The organism is Aeromonas sp. 604282, from assembly GCF_049170575.1.
Taxonomy (GTDB): domain Bacteria; phylum Pseudomonadota; class Gammaproteobacteria; order Enterobacterales; family Aeromonadaceae; genus Aeromonas; species Aeromonas veronii_A.
This window is the reverse complement of the sequence record NZ_JAAKMV010000018.1, coordinates 74,653-98,417: the sequence shown is the minus strand read 5'-3', so window position 1 is coordinate 98,417 and position 23,765 is coordinate 74,653. Positions and strand designations below refer to the sequence as shown.

The 23,765-nt window shown below is 59.5% G+C and carries 24 protein-coding genes; 12 read left to right on the top strand and 12 right to left on the bottom strand.

Annotated features, from left to right (window positions below):
* Nucleotides 1–109: 109 nt before the first annotated feature.
* From G5367_RS18660 to G5367_RS18630, 7 genes are all read left to right on the top strand, one after another.
* A complete protein-coding gene (locus tag G5367_RS18660) occupies nucleotides 110–613 on the top strand; it encodes a phosphatase PAP2 family protein (RefSeq protein WP_042052499.1) in 504 nt (167 codons plus the stop codon).
* Nucleotides 610–1,719: an MJ1255/VC2487 family glycosyltransferase gene (locus G5367_RS18655; RefSeq protein WP_421222433.1), complete on the top strand. Its 1,110-nt coding sequence runs from the start codon at nucleotides 610–612 to the stop codon at nucleotides 1,717–1,719. Before G5367_RS18660 ends, G5367_RS18655 begins: the two co-directional genes overlap by 4 nt.
* A 37-nt stretch (nucleotides 1,720–1,756) precedes the next feature.
* Nucleotides 1,757–1,909 (top strand): hypothetical protein, encoded by a 153-nt coding sequence (locus G5367_RS18650; protein WP_005341188.1) that lies wholly within the window; start codon nucleotides 1,757–1,759, stop codon nucleotides 1,907–1,909.
* Between the two features lie 390 nt (nucleotides 1,910–2,299).
* The gene (locus tag G5367_RS18645) at nucleotides 2,300–4,018 is read left to right on the top strand and encodes an acetolactate synthase 3 large subunit (protein WP_421244834.1); all 1,719 of its coding nucleotides are present in this window, start codon (nucleotides 2,300–2,302) and stop codon (nucleotides 4,016–4,018) included.
* Between the two features lie 91 nt (nucleotides 4,019–4,109).
* Nucleotides 4,110–4,604, top strand: a complete 495-nt coding sequence (gene ilvN, locus G5367_RS18640; RefSeq protein ID WP_005311605.1) for an acetolactate synthase small subunit — start codon at nucleotides 4,110–4,112, stop codon at nucleotides 4,602–4,604.
* 104 nt (nucleotides 4,605–4,708) lie between these two features.
* The gene (locus G5367_RS18635) at nucleotides 4,709–5,335 is read left to right on the top strand and encodes a LysE family translocator (protein ID WP_139394086.1); all 627 of its coding nucleotides are present in this window, start codon (nucleotides 4,709–4,711) and stop codon (nucleotides 5,333–5,335) included.
* Between the two features lie 135 nt (nucleotides 5,336–5,470).
* Nucleotides 5,471–6,430 (top strand): LysR substrate-binding domain-containing protein, encoded by a 960-nt coding sequence (locus tag G5367_RS18630; RefSeq protein WP_421244833.1) that lies wholly within the window; start codon nucleotides 5,471–5,473, stop codon nucleotides 6,428–6,430.
* Nucleotides 6,431–6,518: 88 nt separating this feature from the next.
* Here the strand turns inward: G5367_RS18630 and G5367_RS18625 are convergent, their stop codons facing one another.
* The 6 genes from G5367_RS18625 to dusB form a co-directional block, all read right to left on the bottom strand.
* Complete coding sequence (locus G5367_RS18625; RefSeq protein ID WP_421244832.1) at nucleotides 6,519–7,700, bottom strand: M20 metallopeptidase family protein; 1,182 nt, start codon at nucleotides 7,698–7,700, stop codon at nucleotides 6,519–6,521.
* On the bottom strand, nucleotides 7,700–8,149 hold the full coding sequence (locus tag G5367_RS18620; RefSeq protein ID WP_005349183.1) for a hypothetical protein: 450 nt from the start codon (nucleotides 8,147–8,149) through the stop codon (nucleotides 7,700–7,702). The genes G5367_RS18625 and G5367_RS18620 overlap by 1 nt, the downstream gene beginning before the upstream one ends.
* Complete coding sequence (locus tag G5367_RS18615) at nucleotides 8,146–8,964, bottom strand: DUF3100 domain-containing protein (RefSeq protein WP_005339140.1); 819 nt, start codon at nucleotides 8,962–8,964, stop codon at nucleotides 8,146–8,148. The genes G5367_RS18620 and G5367_RS18615 overlap by 4 nt, the downstream gene beginning before the upstream one ends.
* A gap of 269 nt (nucleotides 8,965–9,233) precedes the next feature.
* The gene (locus tag G5367_RS18610; protein ID WP_421244831.1) at nucleotides 9,234–10,115 is read right to left on the bottom strand and encodes a DMT family transporter; all 882 of its coding nucleotides are present in this window, start codon (nucleotides 10,113–10,115) and stop codon (nucleotides 9,234–9,236) included.
* 111 nt (nucleotides 10,116–10,226) lie between these two features.
* Nucleotides 10,227–10,523, bottom strand: coding sequence for a DNA-binding transcriptional regulator Fis (fis, locus tag G5367_RS18605; RefSeq protein WP_005309538.1), 297 nt, complete (start codon nucleotides 10,521–10,523; stop codon nucleotides 10,227–10,229).
* 26 nt (nucleotides 10,524–10,549) lie between these two features.
* Nucleotides 10,550–11,515, bottom strand: a complete 966-nt coding sequence (dusB, locus tag G5367_RS18600; protein WP_005341156.1) for a tRNA dihydrouridine synthase DusB — start codon at nucleotides 11,513–11,515, stop codon at nucleotides 10,550–10,552.
* A 290-nt stretch (nucleotides 11,516–11,805) separates the two neighbouring features.
* Here dusB and G5367_RS18595 point away from each other — a divergent pair, with 290 nt between their 5' ends.
* The 4 genes from G5367_RS18595 (at nucleotide 11,806) to G5367_RS18580 (ending at nucleotide 16,631) form a co-directional block, all read left to right on the top strand.
* Nucleotides 11,806–13,203, top strand: a complete 1,398-nt coding sequence (locus G5367_RS18595; RefSeq protein WP_421244830.1) for a TolC family protein — start codon at nucleotides 11,806–11,808, stop codon at nucleotides 13,201–13,203.
* 73 nt (nucleotides 13,204–13,276) lie between these two features.
* A complete protein-coding gene (locus tag G5367_RS18590; RefSeq protein WP_421244829.1) occupies nucleotides 13,277–14,281 on the top strand; it encodes an HlyD family secretion protein in 1,005 nt (334 codons plus the stop codon).
* Nucleotides 14,281–15,435 (top strand): ABC transporter permease, encoded by a 1,155-nt coding sequence (locus G5367_RS18585; protein WP_421244828.1) that lies wholly within the window; start codon nucleotides 14,281–14,283, stop codon nucleotides 15,433–15,435. Before G5367_RS18590 ends, G5367_RS18585 begins: the two co-directional genes overlap by 1 nt.
* Entirely contained in the window at nucleotides 15,435–16,631 is a 1,197-nt protein-coding gene (locus G5367_RS18580; RefSeq protein WP_319919756.1) for an ABC transporter permease, read from the top strand. The genes G5367_RS18585 and G5367_RS18580 overlap by 1 nt, the downstream gene beginning before the upstream one ends.
* 130 nt (nucleotides 16,632–16,761) lie before the next feature.
* On the opposite strand, the gene G5367_RS18575 is transcribed toward G5367_RS18580, so the two are convergent.
* The 3 genes from G5367_RS18575 to G5367_RS18565 form a co-directional block, all read right to left on the bottom strand.
* A complete protein-coding gene (locus tag G5367_RS18575; protein WP_421244827.1) occupies nucleotides 16,762–17,397 on the bottom strand; it encodes an SDR family oxidoreductase in 636 nt (211 codons plus the stop codon).
* 138 nt (nucleotides 17,398–17,535) lie between these two features.
* Nucleotides 17,536–18,390 carry a DnaA ATPase domain-containing protein gene (locus tag G5367_RS18570; protein WP_005349200.1) on the bottom strand — a complete coding sequence of 285 codons (855 nt, stop codon included), beginning with the start codon at nucleotides 18,388–18,390 and terminating at the stop codon, nucleotides 17,536–17,538.
* Between the two features lie 71 nt (nucleotides 18,391–18,461).
* The gene (locus G5367_RS18565; RefSeq protein ID WP_421244826.1) at nucleotides 18,462–19,160 is read right to left on the bottom strand and encodes a DnaT-like ssDNA-binding domain-containing protein; all 699 of its coding nucleotides are present in this window, start codon (nucleotides 19,158–19,160) and stop codon (nucleotides 18,462–18,464) included.
* A 290-nt stretch (nucleotides 19,161–19,450) separates the two neighbouring features.
* On the opposite strand from G5367_RS18565, the gene G5367_RS18560 reads away from it, so the two are divergent.
* Nucleotides 19,451–20,422, top strand: a complete 972-nt coding sequence (locus G5367_RS18560; RefSeq protein WP_216980159.1) for a response regulator — start codon at nucleotides 19,451–19,453, stop codon at nucleotides 20,420–20,422.
* Between the two features lie 73 nt (nucleotides 20,423–20,495).
* On the opposite strand, the gene G5367_RS18555 is transcribed toward G5367_RS18560, so the two are convergent.
* From G5367_RS18555 to G5367_RS18545, 3 genes are all read right to left on the bottom strand, one after another.
* The gene (locus tag G5367_RS18555; RefSeq protein ID WP_005341137.1) at nucleotides 20,496–21,893 is read right to left on the bottom strand and encodes a peptide MFS transporter; all 1,398 of its coding nucleotides are present in this window, start codon (nucleotides 21,891–21,893) and stop codon (nucleotides 20,496–20,498) included.
* 213 nt (nucleotides 21,894–22,106) lie between these two features.
* Nucleotides 22,107–23,018, bottom strand: a complete 912-nt coding sequence (galU, locus tag G5367_RS18550; protein ID WP_005341135.1) for a UTP--glucose-1-phosphate uridylyltransferase GalU — start codon at nucleotides 23,016–23,018, stop codon at nucleotides 22,107–22,109.
* Between the two features lie 96 nt (nucleotides 23,019–23,114).
* Nucleotides 23,115–23,435, bottom strand: coding sequence for a ComEA family DNA-binding protein (locus G5367_RS18545; protein ID WP_421244825.1), 321 nt, complete (start codon nucleotides 23,433–23,435; stop codon nucleotides 23,115–23,117).
* Nucleotides 23,436–23,765: the final 330 nt, after the last annotated feature.

Sequence of the window (23,765 nt, the reverse complement as noted above, 5' to 3'; positions counted from 1 at the left end):
AATTTAAAAGGGCCATTAGGCCCTTTTTTCATAAATCTGTTATCCCTTGTTCAACGTCCTGTCATCCCGCCTTCCTACTCTGCAAGCAGAATTCAGGGAAGGAGGAGATATGAACAAGATCCAGCAATGGGACCTTCAGGTGTGCCGGGTCTGCCTGCTTCACGGTTACAACCGGCAGCAGGCGAGGGTGAGTCGTCTCATTTCCCGCACCGGTGATGGCCCGCTTTACGCCGTGCTGGCCGCCTTGCTCTGGTGGCTGGGGGAGGCAGAGCGTGAACTGGTTCGACTGGCGCTGCTTGCCTTCGCCATCGAACTGCCCCTCTATCTGCTGCTGAAAAACAGCCTGAAACGGCAACGGCCAGTCGGTTTGCCGGTCTTTATCACCCCTTCCGATCGCTACAGCCTTCCCTCCGGCCATACCGCCGCAGCCTTTCTGATGGCCACCATACTGGCCACCGGTTTTCCGCTCTGGGCACCCCTGCTGTTTGGCTGGGCGGCACTGGTGGGGGCATCCCGGTTGCTGCTCGGGGTACACTACCTGAGCGATCTGGTAGCCGGTGCTCTGCTGGGGGGCGCTTGCGCCGTGCTGGCGCTCGGCTGGAGCCACTCATGAGGATACTGTTCGGGGTGCAGGGCACCGGCAACGGCCACATCAGTCGCAGTCGCACCCTGGCGCGGGCGCTGCGCACGGCAGGGGTCGAGGTGGATTATCTCTTTAGCGGCCGCTCCGCCGACTGCTACTTCGACATGGAGGAGTTTGGCGCCTACCGCGCCTTTCCCGGCCTCACTTTTGTCAGTCACGAGGGGCGAGTTTCTCCGTGGCGCACCCTGCAAGCCGCCTCGCCGCTCACCTTCTGGCGGGATCTGCGGTCTCTCGACTGCAGCGAATACGATCTGGTGGTGAGCGACTTTGAGCCGCTGACCGCCCACGCCGCCCGCCGCTATGGCAAGCCAAGCCTCACCGTCAGCCATCAGGCCAGCTTCAACTGGCCCATCCCGCGCTGGGGGGAGAATGGGATCAGCCGTCAGCTGATGCGCCACTTTGCCCCAGTGGATCAGCCGCTCGGGCTGCACTGGTTTCACTTCGGCCACCCCTTGCTACCACCGGTGATCGACCCCATCGCCGCCGCGCCGGATAACGGCGAGATCCTGGTCTATCTGCCGTTCGAGCAGAGCGAGGCGATCGCAGCCCTGTTGTCGCGCTTTGGTCAGCAGCGCTTCGTCTGCTTTCATCCCGCCATTCGCACCCCGAGCCAGTGGCGCAACCTGCGCTTCGAACCGCCGTCGCGGCAAGGATTTATCGCCGTGCTGGCCGGTTGTCGCGGCGTCATCTCCAACGCGGGTTTCGAGCTCGCTTCCGAGGCGCTCACCCTTGGCAAGAAGCTGCTGGTCAAGCCCCTTGTCGGCCAGTTCGAGCAGCTGTCCAATGGCAAGACTCTGGAGATGATGGGGCTGGCGACCCTGATGGATGTGCTCGATGCCAATCTGGTGCGTACCTGGCTCGACAGCGCCTCGCCGGGTGCGGTCTGTTACCCCGATGTGGCGGGGGAGTTGGCCCGCTGGCTGGCTGCGGGTGCTGACGAGAGCGTGGCCTCTCTGTCTCGTCGGCTCTGGGCTCGCACCCTGTTTCCGGAGGAGGTGAGTGATCGCCTGAGCGAGCTGGATGGGGGAGAGCGTTTATCCGCTGGCTGGTTATCGCAAGTGAGCGTTGTTGACTAGACTGAAAGGCGACCCCACCAAGGAGAGGATGGAGCAAATGCGCTTTACCAATGAAAACGGCGAAGTCATGAACCTGGCTGACAATCTAACCCTGCACGAACTGCTCGATATGGGCGTCAGCATTTCTGTCAGTGAAGAGACAGATCCGGATCAGCAGATCTGGCTGGCAGAGCCGGATCAGGACAACTGAATCATCATCCGGCATCAAGCCCACCGCTGAACGGTGGGCTTTTTTGTGGCTGTTTTTCTCCTCTGCGGAATGATCCACTGGCCATTCCCCGACATCCTTCCCTTTTGTCTCATGGTCGCAGCGGCAAGTCATTGAATGTTAATAGCTGGTTGAAATGTATGACTGTTCTGGTCAGATAAAGCCGTGGACAAGCGTTATGAAGCGGGTTAAGTTGTTTTTTCACCCGATTTTCGGGTCAATGATGGAAAAATCCTTTTTTTCTACTGTCGACGGGGCTGAATTGGGCCGATCTGCATTCAGATAACAACAAGAAACGGATCGGGCCGTGCCGGGAAGCACGGCATCGTCGGCGGGATTCGCTAAACGGAGCAAAGCCTGGAGGGCTTTATCATGGAGATGTTATCAGGCGCCCAGATGGTGGTTAGAGCGCTGGAAGATCAGGGAGTTGAGCACGTCTTCGGCTACCCTGGTGGCTCAGTGCTCGACATCTATGACGCTCTCTTCGAAAACGGCAAGATGGAGCATGTCTTGGTGCGGCATGAGCAAGCCGCGGTTCACATGGCGGACGGTTACGCCCGTTCCACCGGCAAGGTGGGGACTGTGCTGGTGACCTCGGGCCCGGGAGCGACCAACTGCATTACCGGTATTGCCACCGCCTATATGGATTCCATTCCGCTGGTGATCCTCTCCGGCCAGGTGCCGACCAGCATGATCGGGGAGGATGCGTTCCAGGAGACCGACATGATCGGTATCTCCCGTCCGGTGGTCAAGCACAGCTTCCTGTGCAAGAAGGCGAGCGATATTCCCGAGGCCATCAAGAAGGCCTACTACATTGCCGCCAGCGGCCGCCCGGGGCCGGTGGTGGTGGATCTGCCCAAAGATGTGCAGAACCCGAAAGAGAAATTCCCCTACCAATATCCCGAGACGGTCTCTCTGCGCTCCTACAATCCGACCAAATCCGGTCACAAGGGTCAGATCAAGCGAGCTGCCAAGCTGCTGGTGGATGCCCAGCGCCCGGTGATGTACGTGGGCGGCGGTGCCATCAATGCCAACGCGGATCATCTGGTGACCAAGCTGGCGGAGCTGCTGAATCTGCCGGTGACCACCACCCTGATGGGGTTGGGGGCCTTCCCCGGCACCCATCCGCAATTTATCGGCATGCTGGGGATGCACGGTACCTTCGAAGCCAACAAGACCATGCACAATGCGGATCTTATCTTCGCCGTGGGGGCCCGCTTCGATGACCGCGTAACCAACAACGTGGCCAAGTTCTGCCCCGATGCCACCGTGGTCCATATCGACATCGATCCCACCTCCATCTCCAAGACGGTACAGGCCCATGTGCCCATCGTCGGTTCGGTGGAAACCGTGCTTGAGCAGATGCTGGAAGTGGTCCGCGAGTGTGGCTTCGATAACGACAAGGAGGCGCTGGCGGACTGGTGGAACCAGATCAACCAGTGGCGCTCCCGTCACTGCCTGGCTTACGAAAAATCGTCCACCCAGATCAAGCCACAGCAGGTGATCGAGACCCTCTACAAGGTGACTCAGGGTGAGGCGTTCGTCGCCTCTGACGTCGGCCAGCACCAGATGTTTGCTGCCCTCTACTACCCGTTTGCCAAACCGCGCCAGTGGATCAACTCCGGTGGCCTCGGCACCATGGGCTTCGGTATTCCGGCCGCCATGGGGGCCCAGTTTGCCAACCCGGATGCGGTGGTCTGCTGCGTCACCGGCGACGGCTCGGTGCAGATGAACATTCAGGAGCTCTCTACCTGCATGCAGTACGGGGTGCCCATCAAGATCATCTCCATCAACAACCGTGCGCTGGGCATGGTCAAGCAGTGGCAGAAGATGTTCTACGGCGGCCGTCACAGCCACTCCTACATGGAGTCCCTGCCGGACTTCGTCAAATTGGCGGAAGCCTACGGCCACGTCGGTATCGCGGTGAGCGATCCGGCCGAGCTGGAGAGCGCCATGGAGAAAGCCTTCGCCATGAAGGATCGGCTGGTGTTCATGGATATCTCGGTCGACCCGGATGAGCACGTCTATCCGATGCAGATCAAGTTTGGTGCCATGGATGAGATGTGGCTGAGCAAGACGGAGAGAACCTGACGATGGAACATATTATTTCGGTCGTGCTCAAGGAGCTCAAGTTTGGTTCCATCAAGGACGAGATGTGGCTGAGCAAGGCGGGGGAAATATCATGAGGCATATCATTTCGGTACTGCTGGAGAACGAATCCGGCGCCCTGAGCCGCGTGGTGGGTCTCTTCTCCCAGCGCGGCTACAACATCGAGACCCTGACGGTGGCGCCGACCGAGGATCCCACCCTGTCGCGCATGACTATCGTCACCATGGGGGACGAGCGGGTGCTGGAGCAGATCCAGAAGCAGCTGCACAAGCTGGTGGATGTGCTCAAGGTGTGCGACCTGAGCGAAGGGGAGCATATCGAGCGGGAGATCGCGCTGGTCAAGGCGCGCGCCGCCGGTGGGGCCCGTGACGAGCTGAAACGGCTGGCGGATATCTTCCGTGGCCAGATCGTCGACGTCACCCCCGAGCAGTACACGGTACAGCTGGTGGGCACCAGCGAGAAGCTGGATGCCTTTATCAAGACTGCCGCCCAGACCAACGAGATCATCGAAGTGGTGCGCTCCGGCGTCTGCGGCATCTCGCGGGCGGACAAGGCGCTGCGGCCCTGATGGCTGGCGGGACAGCTGATGATGCGTCAGCTGCCACAGAGTGAAAGAAAAGAGGGCTCTGCGGAGCCCTTTTTGTTTGGTTTTTCTTTACGAGGGGAGGGGGGATGTTCGGTATTCATGATCTTGCACTGTTTATGGTCTCGGGGTTGCTGCTCAATATCATGCCGGGGCCCGACTCCCTGCTGGTCATGCTGCGCAGCGGCTCGCAAGGGTGGCGTGCCGGTTCGGTCGCGACGTTGGGCATTGGCACCGGTGTCATGGTGCATGTGCTGGCGGCGGCCCTCGGTCTGTCGGCCCTGCTTAGCGCCTCGGCCGAACTGTTTGCCCTTATCAAGCTGGCTGGCGCCATCTACCTCATCTATCTGGGGTTCTCCCTGCTGCGCCAGCAGGCTACGGGTGCAATGGAGAGAGGGGCCACCCTGCCAGCCCTCTCCTATGGTCAGATTTACCGGCAGGGGGTGCTGACCAATGTGCTCAACCCCAAGGTGGCGCTCTTTTTCCTCGCCTTCGTGCCTCAGTTCATCGCACCGGATGCCCCCGACAAGGCGTTCGCCTTTATCCTGCTCGGTTGCATCTTCAATCTGGGCGGTATCATCTGGTGTCACCTGCTGGTCTTTACCACCGTCTATGCCAGCCACAGGGTGCGGTTGTCACAGCGTCTCGGTCGCTGGCTCAATCGGGGCATCGGCACCCTGTTTGTCGGGCTCGGGATCAAGCTCGCCAGCGACTAGCGCGCGGCTTTCTGACCTGGGGCAGATTATCATGCGCCGCGCTGTGATATGGTCGGCAGTCAGCTGCGGGGCCAGCCCCGCTCTCTCTTTTTCAGGTCAGCCCCACTGGCCGCAGCAGCGAGATCCCTTGCCCAGATGAACATCGCCCGGCTCAAGAACTTTACCGAGATTGTGAAGAACAACTTCAACATCTCGGCGACGGCGGAGAAGCTCTACACCTCCCAGCCAACCCTCAGCAAGCAGATGAAGATGCTGGAAGATGAGCTGGGGCTCGCCCTCTTTACCCGCAAGGGGAAGAATCTGGTCGGCTTGACCAGCGCAGGCGAGCAGGTGATGGAGCTGGCCAAGGGGGTAGTGGCGCAGGTGGAGCAGATCAACCAGCTGTCGCTCGGGGAGCAACTGGCTACCAGCGGGGTGCTGCGTATCGCCACCACCCACACCCAGGCGCGCTACAAGCTGCCAGCGGTGATTACCGAGTTCAGCCGTCGTTATCCCGATGTGGCGATCCAGCTCCATCAGGGGGCACCTGCCCAACTGGCTCAGATGGTGCAAAGCGGCGATGTGGATATGGCGATCGCCACCGAGTCCATGTATTTGTTCGACGAGCTGGCCGCCGTCCCCTGTTATCGCTGGGGGCGCAGCGTGGTGGTGCCCCATGGTCATCCGTTGATCGACTGTCAGCCGCTCTCGATGGCCGATCTGGCCCGCTACCCCCTCATCACCTATGTGTTCGGCTTTACCGGCCGCTCCAAGATGGACAAGGCTTTCAGCCGCCACGGTCTGTCGCCGAAAATCGTGCTGACCGCCACCGATACCGACGTGATCAAGCATTACGTCCGGCTCGGGATGGGGGTCGGGGTGATTGCCAGCGTGGCCTTCGATGAGGGGGACAGGGAGGATCTGGTGAGCCTCAATATCGATCACCTGATCGCTTCGAGCGCCACCCATATTTGTTTGCGCAAACATGCTCACCTGCGCGACTACATGTATGACTTTATCCACCTCTACGCCCCCCATATCAGCCGGGAGACGGTGCAGCTGCACCTTATCAACCAGCCGCCCGCCGCCAATATGGGGGAGTTGCCGTGGCTCTAGCCGCGGGTTGTTATCGTACACAGAGCAAAAATACAGAGACAAAAAAAGAGAGGCCGTGGCCTCTCTTCTGTTTTTTCAGGATGCGTGATTAAGCGCTGCGGGTCGCCAGATTGATAAAGATCTGGGCTCCGACCAGCAGGCAGTCGTCATCGAGGTAGTAGGGGTTGGCATGCAGATAGTTGCAGATCCCCTTGGCCTGACAGCCGCTGCCGAGGAAGAACATGGCACCCTTGCGGCCACGGCAGGCGTTGACCATGTAGCTGAAATCCTCGCTGCCGGTCATCGGCTGACCCTGAGCATTGATCCCCTCAGAGGGCAATACGTCGGCGGCTGCTTGCAGCAGGCGGGCGCAGGCATCGGCGTGGTTCTCGACCGCTGGATACCCTGCATAGACCATCTTGGTCTTGAAGCCGCGCAGTTCGCTCTGGGCCACGATCTCCTTGAAGCTGTTCTTCAGGATCTGGTCGGTTTCGGCATCCATGGCACGGATGGTGCCGCGCGCCTGCACATGGTCGGCGATGGCGTTGGGGATGGTGCCGCCGTTGATCATGCCGCAGCCAAATACGGCCGGGCTGAACGGACTGGTGCGCTTGGCGACGATGTAGTCCATATCCTCGATGATCCGCACCGCTTCGCGGATGGCATCCAGCCCCTTGTGGGGGGTGGAACCGTGGGCGGAGATGCCATGCACATCCAGCGTCCAGGCGGAGCCCCAGGAGGACATCACACCGTGGTTGAACTTGATGGTGCCGGTCTCCATGGCGCCGTCGTTATGGAGGGCATAGACCTCGTCCACCCCCTTCATGCAGCCCAGTTCGACCATCTTCTCGGCGCCCGGTACCCGCATATCCTCTTCCGCCATCTGAAAGATAAAGCGGACGTTGTACTGCAGGCGATCGCGGTTGGCTGCCAGAAACCTGGCTGCGGTCAGGGAGATCGCCATATGGGAGTCGTGACCACAGTTGTGAGCCATTCCCTCGTGGGTCGACTTGAACGCAACGTCGCTCATGTCGTGCATCTCGAGGCCATCCATGTCGGCACGGAAGGCGATGGTCGGCAGCACAGGGTCAACCACCAGATCGCCGTGGAAACCGGTGAAGCCCGGGTAGTCGGTGAGACGGTAGCCAAAGCCTGCCATCAGCTCGCGGCAGTAGGCCGAGGTCTTGAACTCGACGCCGGAGGCTTCCGGAATGGTGTGCAGATGGTGGCGCACTTCCTGACTGAAGTCGCGCAGGGCCAGCAGGGCCGGTTCAATGTGGATGTTGTTCATCAGATGATCCCTTGGATGGAGAAGCCGAGCTGGGCCACCAGCGAGGCGCCGAAGAAGCAGCAGGTGGAGACGATCATGAAGATCAGGATCACTTTCCAGGACATCTTCTTCAGCTCTTCCAGTTGACCGCCCACCGAGAGACCGGCAAAGGCCAGCAGCGGTACGCAGCAGGAGAGGAAGGAGATCTTGGCTACGGCGTCGATAAAGAGGCCGCGCACCGGGGTCTCCGGCAGGCAGATGAGAATGCCGATGATGGTGGCATAGGCAAACGCCGGCAGGGAGGAGGGCAGATAGCGCTTGGCAATCAGCGAAGCGAACACCACCAGCGACATGGCGACGAAGCTGTCACCCATCAGCCAGAGCGGGGTGCCGGTGGTCAGGGTCTGGGTGAACATGGCCAGCAGGATCGCCAGAAAGACGAACCGCATATCCATTACGATGCTTTTCATGCTTTCTCTCCTTTGGCAGTCAGGGCATAGATTTTTTCAGCGAGCGGCAGACCCAGATAGGTAAGGGAGAGGGCGCCGAGGGCAGACGAGAGCAGATTCGAGGCTGCCGCGATACTCAGCACCTGCTGAGCCAGTGCTTCGTCGAGACCGTTGATCAGGGCGCCGGAAGCGGCACTCAGCATGGATCCTGAGCCCACGCCGGAACCGGCGGCCAGTGCCAGCGGGTGCAGGCCGGTGAGCGGGGCGATACTGCCCAGCACGCTGAACCAGAGGGTGCCGATGACGGAGCCGCACAGGTAGATGGCCAGCACACCGATGTACTCCTGAGAGCCGGTGCCGAACTTGCCCTGAATTACCGCAACGGACGGCTCACGGCTGATGGAGGAGCAGGCCCCGATGGCGCGGCGGCCAAAGCCGAACTTCACCGCCAGCGGAATGGCGATCAGGATCGGCAGCAGGTTGCCAATCTCCTGCAGGAACAGCGGCACGCCGACGCTCAGGATCATCTTCAGGTTGGGGATGATCATCCCCGCGTACTGGGTACCCAGGATCAGCAGGCTGAAGCCCACCATCTTGCCGCAGAAGCCCTCTTCTTTTTCGGTGAAGAGCTGCTTCCAGCCGGGGATGCGATCCTTGACCGGTTTGGCGGAGACAATCATGCCGATGATCACGGCAAAGAGCATCGGCAGGATCGGGATGATGGCGATGCCGATCTTGATCTCCTGTTTGCCTATCAGGTACTGGGCCACAAAGATCAGCATGGCGGTTGCCAATATGCTGACCGTGACCGTCTTGAGGGGGCTGGTTTGCTGCATGGTCTTTTCTCTTGTTATTCGTGAGTGTTCCACTTTGGTGGCATCGCCAACTTGACGGGCTGGCAGATGATGGGGGGATGATAGGGGGCAAGAGGAGGGAGGAATGTGACCTTTATCAAGCTGGCCATATGGCATTTTTTCATGGGGTATGCCCTTTAACCCTATGGATACCAAGGGTTAAATGTTGTTAACAGATGGTCAGCATTAGCAGGATAAAAGCGGCAAACAGTAGGGAAAATGATGACACCGCCCCGGGGCGGTGTCTCTCATCAGGCGGGGGTTTTGAGCCGTGCGCTGCGCAGCAGCAGGGGAAGCTGGTAGAGCACCAGCGCGCCGAGCACCAGTCCAGCACCGGCCAGTTTGGCGCCACCAAGGGGTTCGCTATAGAAGAGGGTGCTCAGGATCAGCGTCCAGACCGGTTCCAGCAGCATCATCAGGGCGGCGTGGGCGGTGGTCATCTTGCTCAATGCATGGGTGAGCAGCCAGTAGCGCAATGTGGTGGCGATCAAGACGCTCGCCGCAAACCAGCCCCAGATGCCGTGGTTGACCCCGGCCTCGGGCCACTGTTCAGTCAGCAGGGAGAGCAGGGTGCCGAGCAGGCCGGTCATCGCCAGCTGGATGCAGGTGAGCCAGGTCGGTGCAATGGATTGGGCGAAGTGGCGATGGACGGCAAGCTGGATGCCAAGGGTGGTGGCCGCCGCCAGAAACCAGAACAGTGAGAGCGACACGCCCCAGTGGGTACTGCTGGAGAGCAGCAATAGACCCGCGATGGCGATGGGCAGGGTGAGCCAGTAGTGGCGGCCGGGTTTGGCCCGAAAGGCTGCCCATGCGGCCAGTGGGGCCATCAGGGTAGCGACGCTCATGATAAAGGCGCCGCTGCCGAGCGCATCGCTCTGGCTGATGGCGGTGACCCACAGCAGCAGGCTGGCACCGAGCAATGTGCCGCAACCGGCTGCGCGCACCATTTGGGCTCGGGTTGGTGGTGGCTCGCGCAACCAGGCCAAGGGGAGCAAAAGCAGGGCGGCCAGCAGAAAGCGGCTGCCTATAAAAGCGGCGGGCGGCAGTTCGCGGATCGCCTCTTTCGAGAAGAGCCAGCCAGCGGCAGCCAGCAGGGTGACCAGTACCATCAGCAGCAGGGGCGTGCGGTTCATAGCGCTTGTAGTAGGGAAGTGAGAAGGGGAGCATAAAGAAAGGCGCCGGGTATTGCTACCCGGCGCCTTTCATCTTTGCCCTGTTCCGCTTGTGCGGCATCAGGCCAGCAATCAGTTCATGCCGTAACGCTTGAGCTTCTTGCGCAGGGTGCCACGGTTGATACCCATCATCACGGCTGCGCGAGTCTGGTTACCACGGGTGTACTGCATGATCACGTCCAGCATCGGCGCTTCGACTTCGGAGAGAACCATATCGTACAGATCAATCACTTCCTGACCGTTCAACTGGGCCAAGTAGTTACGCAGGGCCTGTTGCACAGAGTCACGCAGGGGGCGCTGGGTCGGCTCGGCAGCGTGATTGTGAGTAGTTGTTACCAATGCATCAGAAGTCAGGGTTTGTTCGAACATATTCGGTCGGCTCTTTAGTTATCTTGTTAACCTAATCCATCGAAATACGCTTCGAGTGCTTCTAGTTGTGCGTCAGCACAATCCAGGGCATTGAAGTGCTTACGGAATTCTCGGCCCGTCTCTTCTTCATCCAGATACCAGCCCACGTGTTTACGGGCGATGCGCGCTCCCAGATATGCACCATAAAACCGGTGCAGGTTGGTGACATGCTCGTTCATCAGGGTGCGAACCTCTTCCCTCTCGGGAGGTGGCAGCTTGGTGCCCGTCTCAAGAAAATGACGGATTTCCCGGAAAATCCAGGGTCGTCCTTGCGCAGCGCGGCCGATCATCACGGCGTCCACACCGGTATAGTCGAGGACATACCGGGCTTTCTCCGGGCTGTTGATGTCGCCATTGGCGACAACAGGAATCGATACGGCCTGCTTAATCGCCTTAATCGTGTCGTACTCCGCTTCGCCCTTGTAGAGGCAGGCACGGGTACGACCGTGCACGGCAAGGGCCGCGATACCGCAATCTTCGGCGATTCGGGCGATCTCCACGCCATTGCGGTTATCCGGATCCCATCCTGTGCGGATCTTCAAGGTGACAGGTACTTCCACTGCATCCACCACGGTCCGGCAAATTGCTTTGACCTGATCGGGGTAACGCAGCAGGGCTGAACCTGCCAGCTTCTTATTCACTTTTTTTGCCGGGCAGCCCATGTTGATGTCGACGATCTGTGCGCCCTGCTCCACGTTGTAGCGGGCAGCAAACGCCATCATCTCGGGGTCGGCCCCGGCAATCTGGACCGATCGCAAACCGCCTTCTGCAGAGTGATCCATCCTCATCCTGGTTTTCTGGGTATCCCAGACATCCGGGTTGGCCAGCAGCATCTCGGAAACGGCCATGCCGGCACCCAGCCGCAAACAAAGTTCACGGAATGGTCGGTCTGTTACACCGGCCATGGGCGCCACAATCAGGGGAGTTTCAAGCGTGTGGGGACCTATCTGCATTCCACGGTTACCATCGGCTTAGGGCGGCGTATATTACGCATTTTTTAGGCAGGAGAAAAGGTTAGTATTTGAGCGTCAGCCATTTTTTTCTGAAAAAAACGTCGAGCCAAGGCTTGCAAATTCAGGAGTTATTGAAAAACAGCCAGATTGACTGGTCAGGAGTGCTGTACCATTCGGGTCACCTCCTTGCTCAATTGTCAGTCCACTTGTCAGTCCCGTTTGCGTTATGATGGCTGGCTTATGTGAGCAAAAGCTCCAAACATTTTTGCAACAGTGCGAATCGGGGTTCTATGACGTCAAGGTTCATTACATCACTCTGGCCGTGTCTGCTGGGGGCCGTGCTGGGGTCTGCGCAGGCGCAGACCATCAGCTTCGGCGAGGCCTGGACCCGGGTCATCCAGCAGGATGAGGAGCTGGCTGCCGAGCAGGCCGGGGTCGATCGGGCCAAGCAACTGCGTGAGGCCGCCAAATCCATGTATCTGCCCAAGGTGGATGTGGGAGCCAGTTATACCCATCTTGATCAGCCGATTGAACTCGATGCCCTCGATCTCAATCCGCTGGCCAAGCAGAAAGATCTGATCCTGGCGCTCGGCAGTCTGTTCGGGGTCGGGGCCAACGCATTTGTCACTCCCCTGACCAAGCAGAATGTGGTGACCAGCTCGGTCAAGATGCTCTGGCCGCTGTTTGCCGGTGGCCGCATTGATGCGGCTCAGGATATCCGTCAGGCGCAGGTGAGCGAGGCGCAGCAACTGCTGGTGCTCAAACAGCAGTCTGCCTTCGAGAGCCTCTCCCAGACCTATTTCGGCGTGGTACTGGCTGCTCAGGTGGTGCAGACCAGGCAGGAGATTGAGGACGGGCTGGCCCACCATCTGGATCATGCCAAGAAGCTCGAAGCGCAGGGTCAGATTGCCCGGGTGGAGCGTCTCTCCGCCCAGTCGGCCTATGACAGAGCGCGCATCGATACCCAGAAGGCCCGTCGCAGCCTCGAGATCGCCGAGCTGGCCCTCGGCCGCATGCTGAAGCTGCCGGATGCCCAGCCGGGCAATGGTCTGTTCGTCAACAAGGAGCTACCGCGTCTTGAGGGGTTGGTAAGCCAGACCCTGGAAGTGCACCCCGGCCTCAAGTTGCTAAACGCCAAGAAGGAGCAGGCCAAGGGGCTGATCCGGGTCGAACAGGGCAAATATGCCCCCGAGGTATTCCTGTTCGGTAATTACAACCTCTATGAAGATGATTCGATCGCTTCCAAGACCACGCCGGACTGGCTGGTGGGGGTGGGGGTCAGCATGCCGCTGGTGAGCCGCGATGGCCGCTCCGAGACGGTGCAGGCGGCGAAGAGCGCCGAACTTCAGGTTAATCTGCTGCAGGCCAAGACCCGCGAGGATCTGAAACTGTTGGTCGAGAAGACCTGGCGCGAAGCAGCACAGGGGCTTGAAGAGTATCAATCACTCTCCTCCACCCAGGCGCTGGCCGAGGAGAATGTGCGGCTGCGGGACAAGGCGTTCGGGCAAGGGCTTTCTACCTCCCTTGATGTGGTGGATGCCCAGAACCAACTGGCAGGAGTCAAGACCCAACGTGCGGCGGCGGCTTATCAATATGTGGTGTCGCTGGCCCGCCTGCTGGCCCTCTCCGGCCAGATGAACAGTTTCAATCAATATCAGCACGGTCAGGTGATCGAGGTGAACTCATGATCACCATCCGGTTCGTGCCTTTTTCTATCTCTGTTTCGACCGCCAAGGGTCGCCCGTTTGTCGAGGTGAAGTGATGAGCCATCCCCCCATCAAAAAGAAGATGAGCCAGGGTAAACCGCTGTTGTTGCCGCTGGTGCTGGTGATCCTGGTGGTCTGGCTCGGCTGGCGCTTTTGGCTCGCCTATCAACCGGAGCCGGTGCATCTGCAAGGGCAGATTGAGGCTCAGCAGTATTCAGTCTCTTCCAAGGTGCCGGGGCGCATCGACGAAGTGCTGGTGAAAAAGGGCGATCAGCTGACCAAGGATCAGCTGGTCTTTACGCTGGCAAGCCCCGAGATTGAAGCCAAGCTGAGCCAGGCCAAGGCGGGTGAAGCCGCTGCAGGGGCGCTGGCGCAAGAGGCGGAGAAAGGGGCTCGTGCCCAACAGATCGCTGCCGCCAAGGATCAATGGCAAAAAGCCAAGGCTGCCGCCCAGCTGCGTGGCAAGACCTATGAGCGGGTGGCCAGCCTGCACCGCGATGGCGTGATACCGCTGCAAAAACGCGACGAGGCCTGGACTGCCTGGCAAGCCGCCCGCTACAGCGAAGGGATGGCGTGGCAGCAGTACCAGATGGCGTTGGAAGGGGCGCGGGAAGAGACCAAGATCGCCGCTCGCGAGAAGGCCAAGATGGCGGCCGGTTCCGTGGCCGAAGTAGAGGCCTATCTGGCCGACACCCGCATCACCAGCCCCCACTCAGGCGAGGTAAGCCAGGTGCTGCTGCGCAGCGGCGAGCTGGCGCCGCAAGGCTTCCCCGTAGTGACCCTGCTCGACATGAGCGATGCCTGGGCTCAGTTCCATGTTCGCGAGGATCTGCTGCCCCGCTTCCCGGTCGGTACCGAGTTCGATGCCCGCATCCCCGGCCTTGGCGATCAGATGGTGCGCTTCAAGGTGACCCATGTGGCCGTGATGGGGGATTTCGCCACCTGGCGTGCCACCGATACCCGTCAGGGCTTCGACATGAAGAGCTTCCAGGTGGAGGCTCGCCCGCTGCAACCGGTTGAGGGGCTGCGGGTTGGCATGAGTGTGCTGGTTGAACTCTGATGGGACGTGAATTTCGGCTGCTGTGGCAGGATCCGTTCAGCCGCGCCCTGATGAGCTGGGTACCGCTGCTGCTGATGGGGATCCTCTGCTGGATCTTCTCGGCAGGGCTGGCCCGCGACCTCAAGGTGGGGCTGGTGGATCTCGACCACAGCATGCTCTCGCGCCAGCTCGCCTTCTCGCTGGATGGCTCGGCCGGGCTCAAGGTCGCGCAACAGTTTGACTCCATCGATGCCGGGGCGCACGCCCTGCGCGGTGGCGATATCTATGCGCTGGTGGTGATCCCCAACCATCTGGAGCGGGATGCCCGTCAGGGCACCCAGCCGCAGGTGACGGTGTTCAACAACGGCCAGTTCATCCTGATCGCCAAGCTGGTCAACTCGGCGCTGGCGCAGGTGGTAGGTACCCTCAATGGTCAGGTGGGCGTGCTGGAGGCGATGGCCGATGGCAAGGCGCTGCCCGGCGCACTCGGGCAGTCGGTGCCCATCAGCAGTCAGGTCACTGCGCTCTATAACCTCAACTCCAGCTACGCCCAGTTTCTGCTGAGTGCCATTCTGCCCGCGGTGTGGCAGATCCTGGTGGTGCTGTTCGGCCTCAATGCGCTGGCCCGTACCGATCGGCTGGGGCTGGACTGGACTACTCGCGGTGTCTGGTTTGGTCTCTGGCGCACCCTGCTGCCCCACATGCTGATTGGCTGGGGGTGGGGAATTGTCTGGACACTGCTGCTGTTCAAGGGCTTCTCCTACCCCATGCACGGCAGCTGGCTGGTGCTGGTGGTGGGGCTGGGGCTCGCCTCGGCCGCCTGCGTTACCATGGGGGCCTTCTTTTACGGCATCATTCGGGATCCGGCCCGCGCCCTGTCGCTGGCGGGGGCTTACACGGCGCCCGGTTTTGCCTTTATGGGGGTCACCTTTCCGGTGAGCGCCATGGGGGATTTCGCCCGCTTCTGGCGCAGCCTGTTGCCGGTCTCTCACTATGTGGAGCTGCAGATTGGTCAGAGCAACTACGGTCTGCCGCTCGCATCGGCGCTGCCGCAACTGGGGGCGTTGCTGCTGTTTCTGCTCCCCTTGCTGCTGGTGGTACGCCGTTACAAGCAGCAGGCCGAGCTGGCCCGTCAATCAGCCGCAATGGCAGTCGCCGAAAAGGAGCCTGAGTGATGCTGGGATTTGTCGATCTGTTGCGCCTCGAGCTGCGCACCCTGCTGGCGGATCGCGCCATCATGCTGACCCTGTTTGGCGGGGTGATCTTCTACTCGTTTCTCTATCCCCAGCCCTATCTGCATCAGCTGCCGCGGGAAGAGGCAGTAGTGGTGGTCAACGACGATGGCAGTCAGTTGTCCCGTCAGCTGGAGTTTATGGCCGATGCCACGCCGCAGGTAAAGCTGGTGGCGCGAGCCAATTCGCTGGCCGAGGCGCGTCAGTTGATGATGGCTGGGGAGGCGAGCGGCATCCTGCATATCCCCAGCCACTTCTATCGGGATCTGATGCTGGGTAAGAGCGTCACCCTGAGCTATGCCGGTGATGCCTCCTACTTTCTGGTCTACGGCACCATTGCCGAAGGACTGGCGCAGGCCGGTGGCACTCTCGCCGCGCAGGTGAAGGTGGCGCGGCTGTTGAGCCACGGCGAGGCGCTGCCACAAGCGGCCATGGGCTGGAATGCGGTGGCCCTCAACGTGGTGCCGGTGTTCAACCCCACCATGGGCTATGTGAATTACGTGGTGCCGGCGGTGTTCGTGCTGATCCTCCATCAGGTGTTACTGATGGGGGCGGGGATCCTGGGGGCGACCCAGAACCAGCGCAGCTGTCGCGGCGAGCACGGTTACTGGCAAAGCGCGCCGGTGTTGCCGCTGCTGCTGGCCAGAACTCTGGTGCTGGCGGGGTTGTTCCTGCTGCCGGTGAGCTACTTCCTCGGCTTCTGCTTCGATCACTACAACATCGCCCGTCATGCCGATCCGCTGGAGTTGTGGCTGTTCGCCCTGCCGTTCCTGCTGGCGACCTGCTGGTTCGGGATTGTGCTGGGTGCCATCTTTACCCGGCGCGATCTGCCAACTCAGGTGGTACTCATCTCCTCCCTGCCGCTGGTCTTTCTGGCGGGCTTTATCTGGCCGCTGGAGCTGATCCCGGTCCCCCTCAACTGGCTGGCTCAGTGGGTGCCCACTATCCCCGGTATCGAGGGTTTTCTGCGCCTCAACCAGATGGGGGCTGACTTCGCGCAGGTTGCCCGCTACTGGTGGCAGCTATGGGGACTGGCGCTGCTCTACGGCGTGCTGGCTTGCCTGTTGCTGCGTTGGCGGCAGCAGTCACTGCCGGTGGCCAGTCAGCCGGTCGTACAGAGTGAGACGACTGCCGGTTAAGCGGGATGGCGCAAGCGTCCGTGAGATGGTGCAAGCGCCCGTGAGATAGCGTGTGCGGTAAAGCGAAAACGGTCAGCCCTTGGGCTGACCGTTTTGGTATGTGGTGGGTATGAGCGATTTTACTGCTGCTTTAGCCGCGCTGGAGCGTGGGATCCCCGATGGCGTAGATCTGCCCCACTGCCGTCTCATCCGCCAGCAGGCGCAGCCCTTGGGCGGCCACATCGGCGCGGCGTACCAGTCCGTGTACCTCCTTGCCCTGACTCAGCTCGGCGCGGCCGGTGGCGTCGCCATCCTGAAGGCCCGCCGGGCGCAGAATGGTCCATGCGAGGGCGCTGGTCTGCAGCCAGCTCTCCGCCAGACTCTTGAGACGCACTTCATGACCGAAGGCGGCGCGGGCCCGCTCCGGCAGATACTGCCAGCTGTCACCACAGCCGAGGGAGGTGACCAGCAGCAGTCGTTTCAGGCCAGCCTGCTCCATGGCATCGATTACATGGCGGTTGCCCTGATAGTCCACTGGCACTGTTTGGCGAAAGCTGCCGAGGGTGGAGACGACCTGTGCATCTTGCCCCGCTCGGGCGCACGCCTGCTGCACCGCAGCCGGATCCAGCGCATCCCCTTCGATGACGTCTACTCCCAGCGCCTCCAGTTCCGTGGCCATCTCGGGGCTGCGCACCAGCGCGACTACGCGGTGACCCTCAGCGAGAGCGTGGTGGGTAAAGGCACGGCCCAGCCCTCGGCTGGCTCCGAAAATCAGTGTGGTTGGCATAGCTGAGCTCCCTTGGCAAAAGGGACTAGCCTAGTGACTTGTTTGTGCGCTGTAAATGAGAGTTGTTTCTATTTGTGGGCAGGCAGGCAGGGAGGAGAGAGTGCGAGCCGCCAGCGACTCGCACTCGCTGAGAGGGGATCAGCCGTTGTAGTTGCCGATGCTGGGGCGACGGCTGGGGCCGCTCAGGTGGATATCCACCGGATTGAACGCCTTGATCGCCTCATAGCTGAAATCACCGATCGCCTGATGCAGGCTCTGGGGCGTGTGGTTGGTGATGATGATGACGCTCTTTGACAGGTTGCGACGGCGGCGCAGCAGGTGGCCGAGGAAGCTGGACTGGCTCTCCGCCATCTTGGCACGGTTGGCCGATACCTCGTCGATGATCAGCAGATCCACCTCTTCCAGCGCGCGGCGGTACTGGTTGCGCTCATCCTGGTCGGGGATGACGTTGAAGAACAGCCGATCGACGATGGAGGCCCACTGCTGGAAGATCACCGATTTCTGGTGACGGGCGATCAGCTCATGCGCCACCGCCCCCGCCAGGGTCGACTTGCCGGTGCCGTAGTCGCCGTAGATCAGCATGCAACCGCCACCGCTCTTCTCCCAGTGCTCGAAGCCGCTGATAAAGTAACGGGCGGTTTCGATGGGATATTGCAGCGCCGGGTCACCGGCATCCATCTTGTCGAATACCCAGTCAGGGTTGAGGTCGGCCTGGGCGATCAGCTTCTGGATCCGCTCCTGACGAGCCGCCTTCTGCAGCTCGCGCACCTCGGCGTTGGCCTTGGCGTCATACTCCTTGCGCAGGGTCTCGTAGTCATACTGGCCGCCACCTGTCTCTTGCTGCAGGCGACGAATGCGCTCCAGCAGGCCACCCACATGGCGGCTCAATTCCGGGTCGTGAATTCGGTGATCCTGCTTGGCCTTGGCGATCTTCTGGCGCTTGGCTTCGATCTCTTCCAGCTCCTGGCGCAGGGGATCTTGCGGGTCAGTCATGGAATGCTCCTTCTGCTCGATCAGGGATGGGTAGACAAGGGGTTGATTTTGCCTGCAGGCGGGGGCCGCTATCAATCATTATCCGGCTCCTGCTGCTGTGCGGGTTCTTGCGTCTGCTGTTGTGCCAGTCTCTTGGCTTCTTCAATCATCTGTTGGGCCCGTTTGCTCGGGCCTGACTCTGCCGGAGCCGGCGTCACCTGCTGGTAGCCTTGCACCTCCATCGGTTTGCGACGAGTGTAGCGGCGGGTCTTGAGGGCGCGAATAAACTTGAGCATCCATTGATGCTGGGAGTCGAACACCTCGGGGCGCCCCAGCCAGTAGGCGATAAACTCCCCCAGATCCTCTTCGCTGTAGCTGGCATCGATCACTCCGCACAGACGGGCGAGGGCGGGCAGCTCTTCGTCCGGGCGCCATTGCAGATGCATCTGGAAGGGGCGTTCCGGCAGCGGGCTCCGCAATTTCTGGGTGAGCAGTGGCAACTGAAAAGGGCACTGATGGTAGTGCTCACTCTCTGGCTGAGCCTCGACCTGCAGCAGGCCCGCCTCCATCAGTTCATCGAACAACTCGGTGAGCTGGCGGGCATTGACCTGAAACGAGAAGCCGCAGGGATCACCAGGATCGACCACCGCCAGCGCCCGACCCAGCTCGGGATAGTTGAGCCGGGCCGCCTGATTTTCCAGCACCAGTCGGCGCAGCTGCAGGGTATAGAGGCTGCGTGCCGGATGGGACAATCTGGGATGGGCAAGGGCGTTGTATTCGGCTGGAGTCATGATCTTCTTCACGGGCTGGAGTGGGTGGCATTATCCCCTATGGTGCTCTCCTGCACAATTCGTCACACTGCAAGTGAGTGCACTGCATGGTCGGGGGAGTGAAAATAGAGCGTACCGCGGGGTGTTGAGCAGGGGGCGCGGGATTATGTCGACAATCCAGCAGCTTGCACTACTTTGGTATGCAGATTAGCCAATCCGGCTGTTTTTGACGCAAGGCGCGCGGCATTTCTGCTGATTTGGGCTAGTCTTATTACTTAAATAAACAATTGACTCATAAGGTTTTTGTCAACATGCCAAAACCCGGACTGCGGATCCTGGTGGTGGAAGACGAAGCGGTTTTTCGCCACTCGTTAGTGAGTTACCTCGCGCGGGACGGGGCAACGGTGTTTCAGGCTGAGGATGGAATTGAAGGGTTGTCAGCCGCAGCTATTTATCATCCCGACGTGGTTCTGTGCGATCTGAATATGCCCAATATGGATGGCCGCGAGGTAATTGCCTGCCTCTCTGCCCGTTACCCCCATATGCCGGTTATCGTCATTTCGGCACAGAACTCCATGGAGGCGGTCGCCAGTGCCTTGCGTGCCGGTGCACGGGACTACCTGCTCAAGCCCCTCGAGAACTTCGCACTGGTCGATCGCAGTATTGACCAGTGCCTTAACGGTGGGAGCACTCGAGCCCAGCAGCTGGAATTGATGGCGCATATGGATTACTTCAGTGCCCATGATCGAGCTGCCAGCCGTTTGCTGGCTGGGCTGAAGCCGCCGGGATTGCAGGAGTGGGGCCCCTGGCAGGTCACTTTCAAGGGGCTGGGCCATCTCTTTATTCCCGATACCTTCAAAGTGGAAGAAAAGCTGCTGGTGTTGGTGATGGAGCTACCCATCATGGGGACAGATGCGGCATTTTGCGGGGCACTGGTGCGCTCCCTGATGAACGTCCCCTACCGACAGTTCCAGCAGAACGAGAGCCGGTTACTGAGCCAGCCACACCGGTTGCTCGACTACCTCAACCATCAGCTGATGGCGTCCGGGCTTCGCCACTCTTTTGCCATGGCGGCGCTGCTTTTTGATCAGCACGATGGGTTGGTATTTGCAAATGCTGGACTCACGTCTCCCCACTGGTTGATGCGTTCCGGCGGTTTACCTCTGGGGTTGATGCGCAATAGTCACTATGCTCTGCACAAGCGCAGTTGGCATGAACCATTCGATCTGCAGTTTCGCAGTGACAGTGGCTGTGCGCTCGATGTGCAGGTGCGTCATCATTGATGCTGCCTACGGAAGGCAAAAGCAAACAGGGCACCCATAGGGTGCCCTGTTTGCTTTTGACAATCCTGACCGTTTAAACGGCAGCGGACTGCAACTTCTTGTCTTGCACGTGTGGCTCTTTGGCAGGGCCTTCGGCACCGTGCATCCAGTAGACCAGGCGGTTGGCCATGGCCAGCAGGATCAGGGCGCAGATGACTGCAGACAGTGCGATACCGCCGAAGATGGCGATTGGGCCAGCTTCACCCACGAAGGAGCCAATCAAGCCGGCGACATAGTTGGCCACGGCAGTGAAACCGAACCAGGCGCCCATCATCAGGGATACCAGACGCAGCGGAGCCAGTTTGGTTACCATGGACATACCGATGGGCGAGAGGCAGAGTTCGCCCAGGGTGTGGAACAGGTAAGCGCCAACCAGCCAGAACATGGAGGTCTTGACGGTCTGATCTCCGCCCTGTTGCAGCACAGCACCCACCATGAACAGGAAGCCTACGGCCAGGAACAGCAGACCCATGGCGAATTTCACCGGAGAGTTCGGCTCCTTCTTGCCGAGCTTGATCCAGATGGCGGCGACGATCGGGGCCAGGGTGATGATAAAGAAGGGGTTCAGAGACTGGAACCAGGCAGTCGGTACCTCGAAGTCACCGATCATGCGGTCAGTATACTGCTGGGCATACAGATTCATCAGACCACCGGCTTGTTCAAAGCCAGCCCAGAAGATGATGGTGAACAGACCCAGCATCAGGATAACTTTGATGCGATCCACTTCCTGCTTGGTCAACGGAGCCTTCTGCTCCTTGTTGCGCTGTTCGGCGGCGCGCTGAGCTGCCGGTACGCGGCCGATGTCACCGAGGAAACGCTGGGCCATGGTGGCTTGAACTACCAGGGAGAGCAGCATACCAATACCGGCACTGACGAAGGCGGCTTGCCAGCCGTATGCCGTGGCAGCTGCGCCACAGATCACGCCGGCCAGCAGGGAACCCAGGTTGATACCCATGTAGAAGATGGTGAAGGCACCATCACGGCGGTGATCGCCCTCTTGATAGAGGTCACCCACCATGGTGGAGATGTTCGGTTTGAACAGGCCGTTACCCAGGATCAGCAAGCCGAGACCCGCATAGAAGACGTTAATGACCATATCAGGGAACATGGCGTGGGGCAGGGCAAGAGTGAACTGGCCAGCAGCCATGAGGATCGCACCAAACAGCACGGCACGGCGTTGGCCGAGGAAATTGTCAGCCAGCCAGCCGCCGATCAGCGGAGTGATATAAACCAGACCGGTATAGATACCGTAGAGTTTGAGGGCATCTGCCTGAGTCCAGCCCAGACCGCCGTTGGCAGTCAGGTCGGTCAGATAGAGCACCAGTACGGCACGCATGCCGTAATAGGAGAATCGCTCCCAGAGTTCGGTACTAAAGAGCAAAAAAAGCCCTTTAGGGTGACCTAGAAAGGTCCCTTTTGACGGGTTATTCATTGGAACTTCCACCTGTGTTTTATATTTTTTTGAGTTTTTTATGCAAGGGCGAGAAACACGCCTCAACCCTTATAGAACATGCGTGAATAAATTACAACATTATGATTTGCTGAGAGTTTATTTATTCTTGATTGATTTTTTGTTGCAAAAATGAAAAAGGAGCATCATTTGATGCTCCTCGAATACCTCTATACAAAACAGATTTTTTAGTGATTACAACTGTTTGACGAACTGCTTCAACCAACCGATAAATTCGCCGTTCAGCTCCTGATGGCGTACTGCATATTCCACATTGGCTTTCATATAGCCGAGTTTGCTGCCGCAATCGTGGCTCTTGCCTTTCATAAAGTAGGCGTTGACCTGCTCCTGCTCCATCAGCATGGCGATGGCATCGGTCAGCTGGATTTCGTCACCGGCACCGGCCGGGGTTTTTTCCAGCAGCGGCCAGATATTGGAGGAGAGCACGTAACGACCCACCACCGCCAGATTGGAGGGCGCTTCGTCACGAGGCGGTTTCTCGACAATGGCCTGCATCGGCAGGGACATCCCCTCGGTCAGCGCCTCACCCTTGATGTCGGCGATGCCGTACTTGTCTACTTCGCTCTCGGGTACCGCTTCTACCATGATCTGGCTGATCTGCTCCTCTTCAAACAGATGCACCATTTCGGCCAGGTTGTCTTTTTTCGGGTCGCTGGCTACGTCATCGATCAGTACGTCCGGCAGCAGCACGGCGAAGGGGTTGTCACCGATCAGCGGTCGTGCGCAGAGGACTGCATGGCCCAGCCCTTTGGCCTCCCCCTGGCGGACGTGCATGATGGTGACGTCTTTCGGGCAGATCTGTTGCACCTCTTCCAGCAGTTGGCGCTTGACCCGCTTCTCGAGGGTCGCTTCCAGCTCGAAGCTCTTGTCGAAGTGGTTTTCGATGGAGTTTTTACTGGAGTGGGTGACCAGAATGATCTCCTTGATCCCGGCGGCGATAGCTTCGCGCACTACATACTGGATCAGAGGCTTGTCGACCACCGGCAGCATCTCTTTCGGGATGGCCTTGGTGGCGGGCAGCATACGGGTACCCAGACCGGCTACCGGAAGCACGGCCTTGCGAACAATGAGAGGGGTCTTTTTCATGGAAAACTATCCAGCGGGATTGAAGTGCGGCCATGATACTCCAAGAAAAACGGGGCAGCCACAGCCAGCCCCGTTTGCATATGCAGTGCTCGGACGTTATTTGACGATGATCATGTCACGGTTTGCCTCCAGAGTGGCCGGGCCAATGCCACTCACATCTGCCAGCTGGTCGACCGAGGTGAATTTGCCCTGTTTCTCGCGATAGTCGACGATGGCTTGTGCCTTTTTGTCACCAATCCCCTTGAGGTTAGTGAGCTCGGCAAGGGTTGCCGTATTGATATCCATTTTGCCACTCTCCTGCTTGGCGGCAACCGTGGTGGCCTGCTTGGGGGCGACCTTGTCTGCAGCCTGCGAGGGCAGGGTGAACAATGGGAGGGCGGACAGCAACATGATGATGGACAAGCTGTTTTTACGCATTTCACACTTCCTTGTGGTAGGGGATTCGTATGGATGATTAACCAGATTTGGAAGATGTGACGGCTGTCATTTTTTACAGGTATTGAGTGCGATTTGCTTTGCTATAAGAGATGGCAATTTTCGAATAACAATAAGATATATAAAGACTTTTATTGCCAAATACCAAATGGAAAGTCTTGTGTGACAGGGAGCATAGCCTCATAACGCACTCACACTTTTATCTGTCTGATCCTGAATCTTCGGCTGCTTATGCTGCCTGCAGAAAAGTTCCCAACAAAAAAGGCTGCTCACCTGGGGTGAGCAGCCTTTGTGATCGGTTTTTTCAGGCGG

Coding starts and splice junctions, on each gene's coding strand:
- G5367_RS18590 (WP_421244829.1), top strand. CDS start 13,277: ATGAGCCATCCCCCCATCAAAAAGAAGATGAGCCAGGGTAAACCGCTG.
- G5367_RS18655 (WP_421222433.1), top strand. CDS start 610: ATGAGGATACTGTTCGGGGTGCAGGGCACCGGCAACGGCCACATCAGT.
- G5367_RS18650 (WP_005341188.1), top strand. CDS start 1,757: ATGCGCTTTACCAATGAAAACGGCGAAGTCATGAACCTGGCTGACAAT.
- G5367_RS18615 (WP_005339140.1), bottom strand. CDS start 8,964: ATGCAGCAAACCAGCCCCCTCAAGACGGTCACGGTCAGCATATTGGCA.
- G5367_RS18645 (WP_421244834.1), top strand. CDS start 2,300: ATGGAGATGTTATCAGGCGCCCAGATGGTGGTTAGAGCGCTGGAAGAT.
- G5367_RS18570 (WP_005349200.1), bottom strand. CDS start 18,390: ATGACTGACCCGCAAGATCCCCTGCGCCAGGAGCTGGAAGAGATCGAA.
- G5367_RS18660 (WP_042052499.1), top strand. CDS start 110: ATGAACAAGATCCAGCAATGGGACCTTCAGGTGTGCCGGGTCTGCCTG.
- galU (WP_005341135.1), bottom strand. CDS start 23,018: ATGAAAAAGACCCCTCTCATTGTTCGCAAGGCCGTGCTTCCGGTAGCC.
- G5367_RS18580 (WP_319919756.1), top strand. CDS start 15,435: ATGCTGGGATTTGTCGATCTGTTGCGCCTCGAGCTGCGCACCCTGCTG.
- G5367_RS18635 (WP_139394086.1), top strand. CDS start 4,709: ATGTTCGGTATTCATGATCTTGCACTGTTTATGGTCTCGGGGTTGCTG.
- G5367_RS18565 (WP_421244826.1), bottom strand. CDS start 19,160: ATGACTCCAGCCGAATACAACGCCCTTGCCCATCCCAGATTGTCCCAT.
- G5367_RS18575 (WP_421244827.1), bottom strand. CDS start 17,397: ATGCCAACCACACTGATTTTCGGAGCCAGCCGAGGGCTGGGCCGTGCC.
- G5367_RS18595 (WP_421244830.1), top strand. CDS start 11,806: ATGACGTCAAGGTTCATTACATCACTCTGGCCGTGTCTGCTGGGGGCC.
- G5367_RS18620 (WP_005349183.1), bottom strand. CDS start 8,149: ATGAAAAGCATCGTAATGGATATGCGGTTCGTCTTTCTGGCGATCCTG.
- G5367_RS18555 (WP_005341137.1), bottom strand. CDS start 21,893: ATGAATAACCCGTCAAAAGGGACCTTTCTAGGTCACCCTAAAGGGCTT.
- fis (WP_005309538.1), bottom strand. CDS start 10,523: ATGTTCGAACAAACCCTGACTTCTGATGCATTGGTAACAACTACTCAC.
- G5367_RS18610 (WP_421244831.1), bottom strand. CDS start 10,115: ATGAACCGCACGCCCCTGCTGCTGATGGTACTGGTCACCCTGCTGGCT.
- G5367_RS18585 (WP_421244828.1), top strand. CDS start 14,281: ATGGGACGTGAATTTCGGCTGCTGTGGCAGGATCCGTTCAGCCGCGCC.
- ilvN (WP_005311605.1), top strand. CDS start 4,110: ATGAGGCATATCATTTCGGTACTGCTGGAGAACGAATCCGGCGCCCTG.
- G5367_RS18630 (WP_421244833.1), top strand. CDS start 5,471: ATGAACATCGCCCGGCTCAAGAACTTTACCGAGATTGTGAAGAACAAC.
- G5367_RS18545 (WP_421244825.1), bottom strand. CDS start 23,435: ATGCGTAAAAACAGCTTGTCCATCATCATGTTGCTGTCCGCCCTCCCA.
- dusB (WP_005341156.1), bottom strand. CDS start 11,515: ATGCAGATAGGTCCCCACACGCTTGAAACTCCCCTGATTGTGGCGCCC.
- G5367_RS18625 (WP_421244832.1), bottom strand. CDS start 7,700: ATGAACAACATCCACATTGAACCGGCCCTGCTGGCCCTGCGCGACTTC.
- G5367_RS18560 (WP_216980159.1), top strand. CDS start 19,451: ATGCCAAAACCCGGACTGCGGATCCTGGTGGTGGAAGACGAAGCGGTT.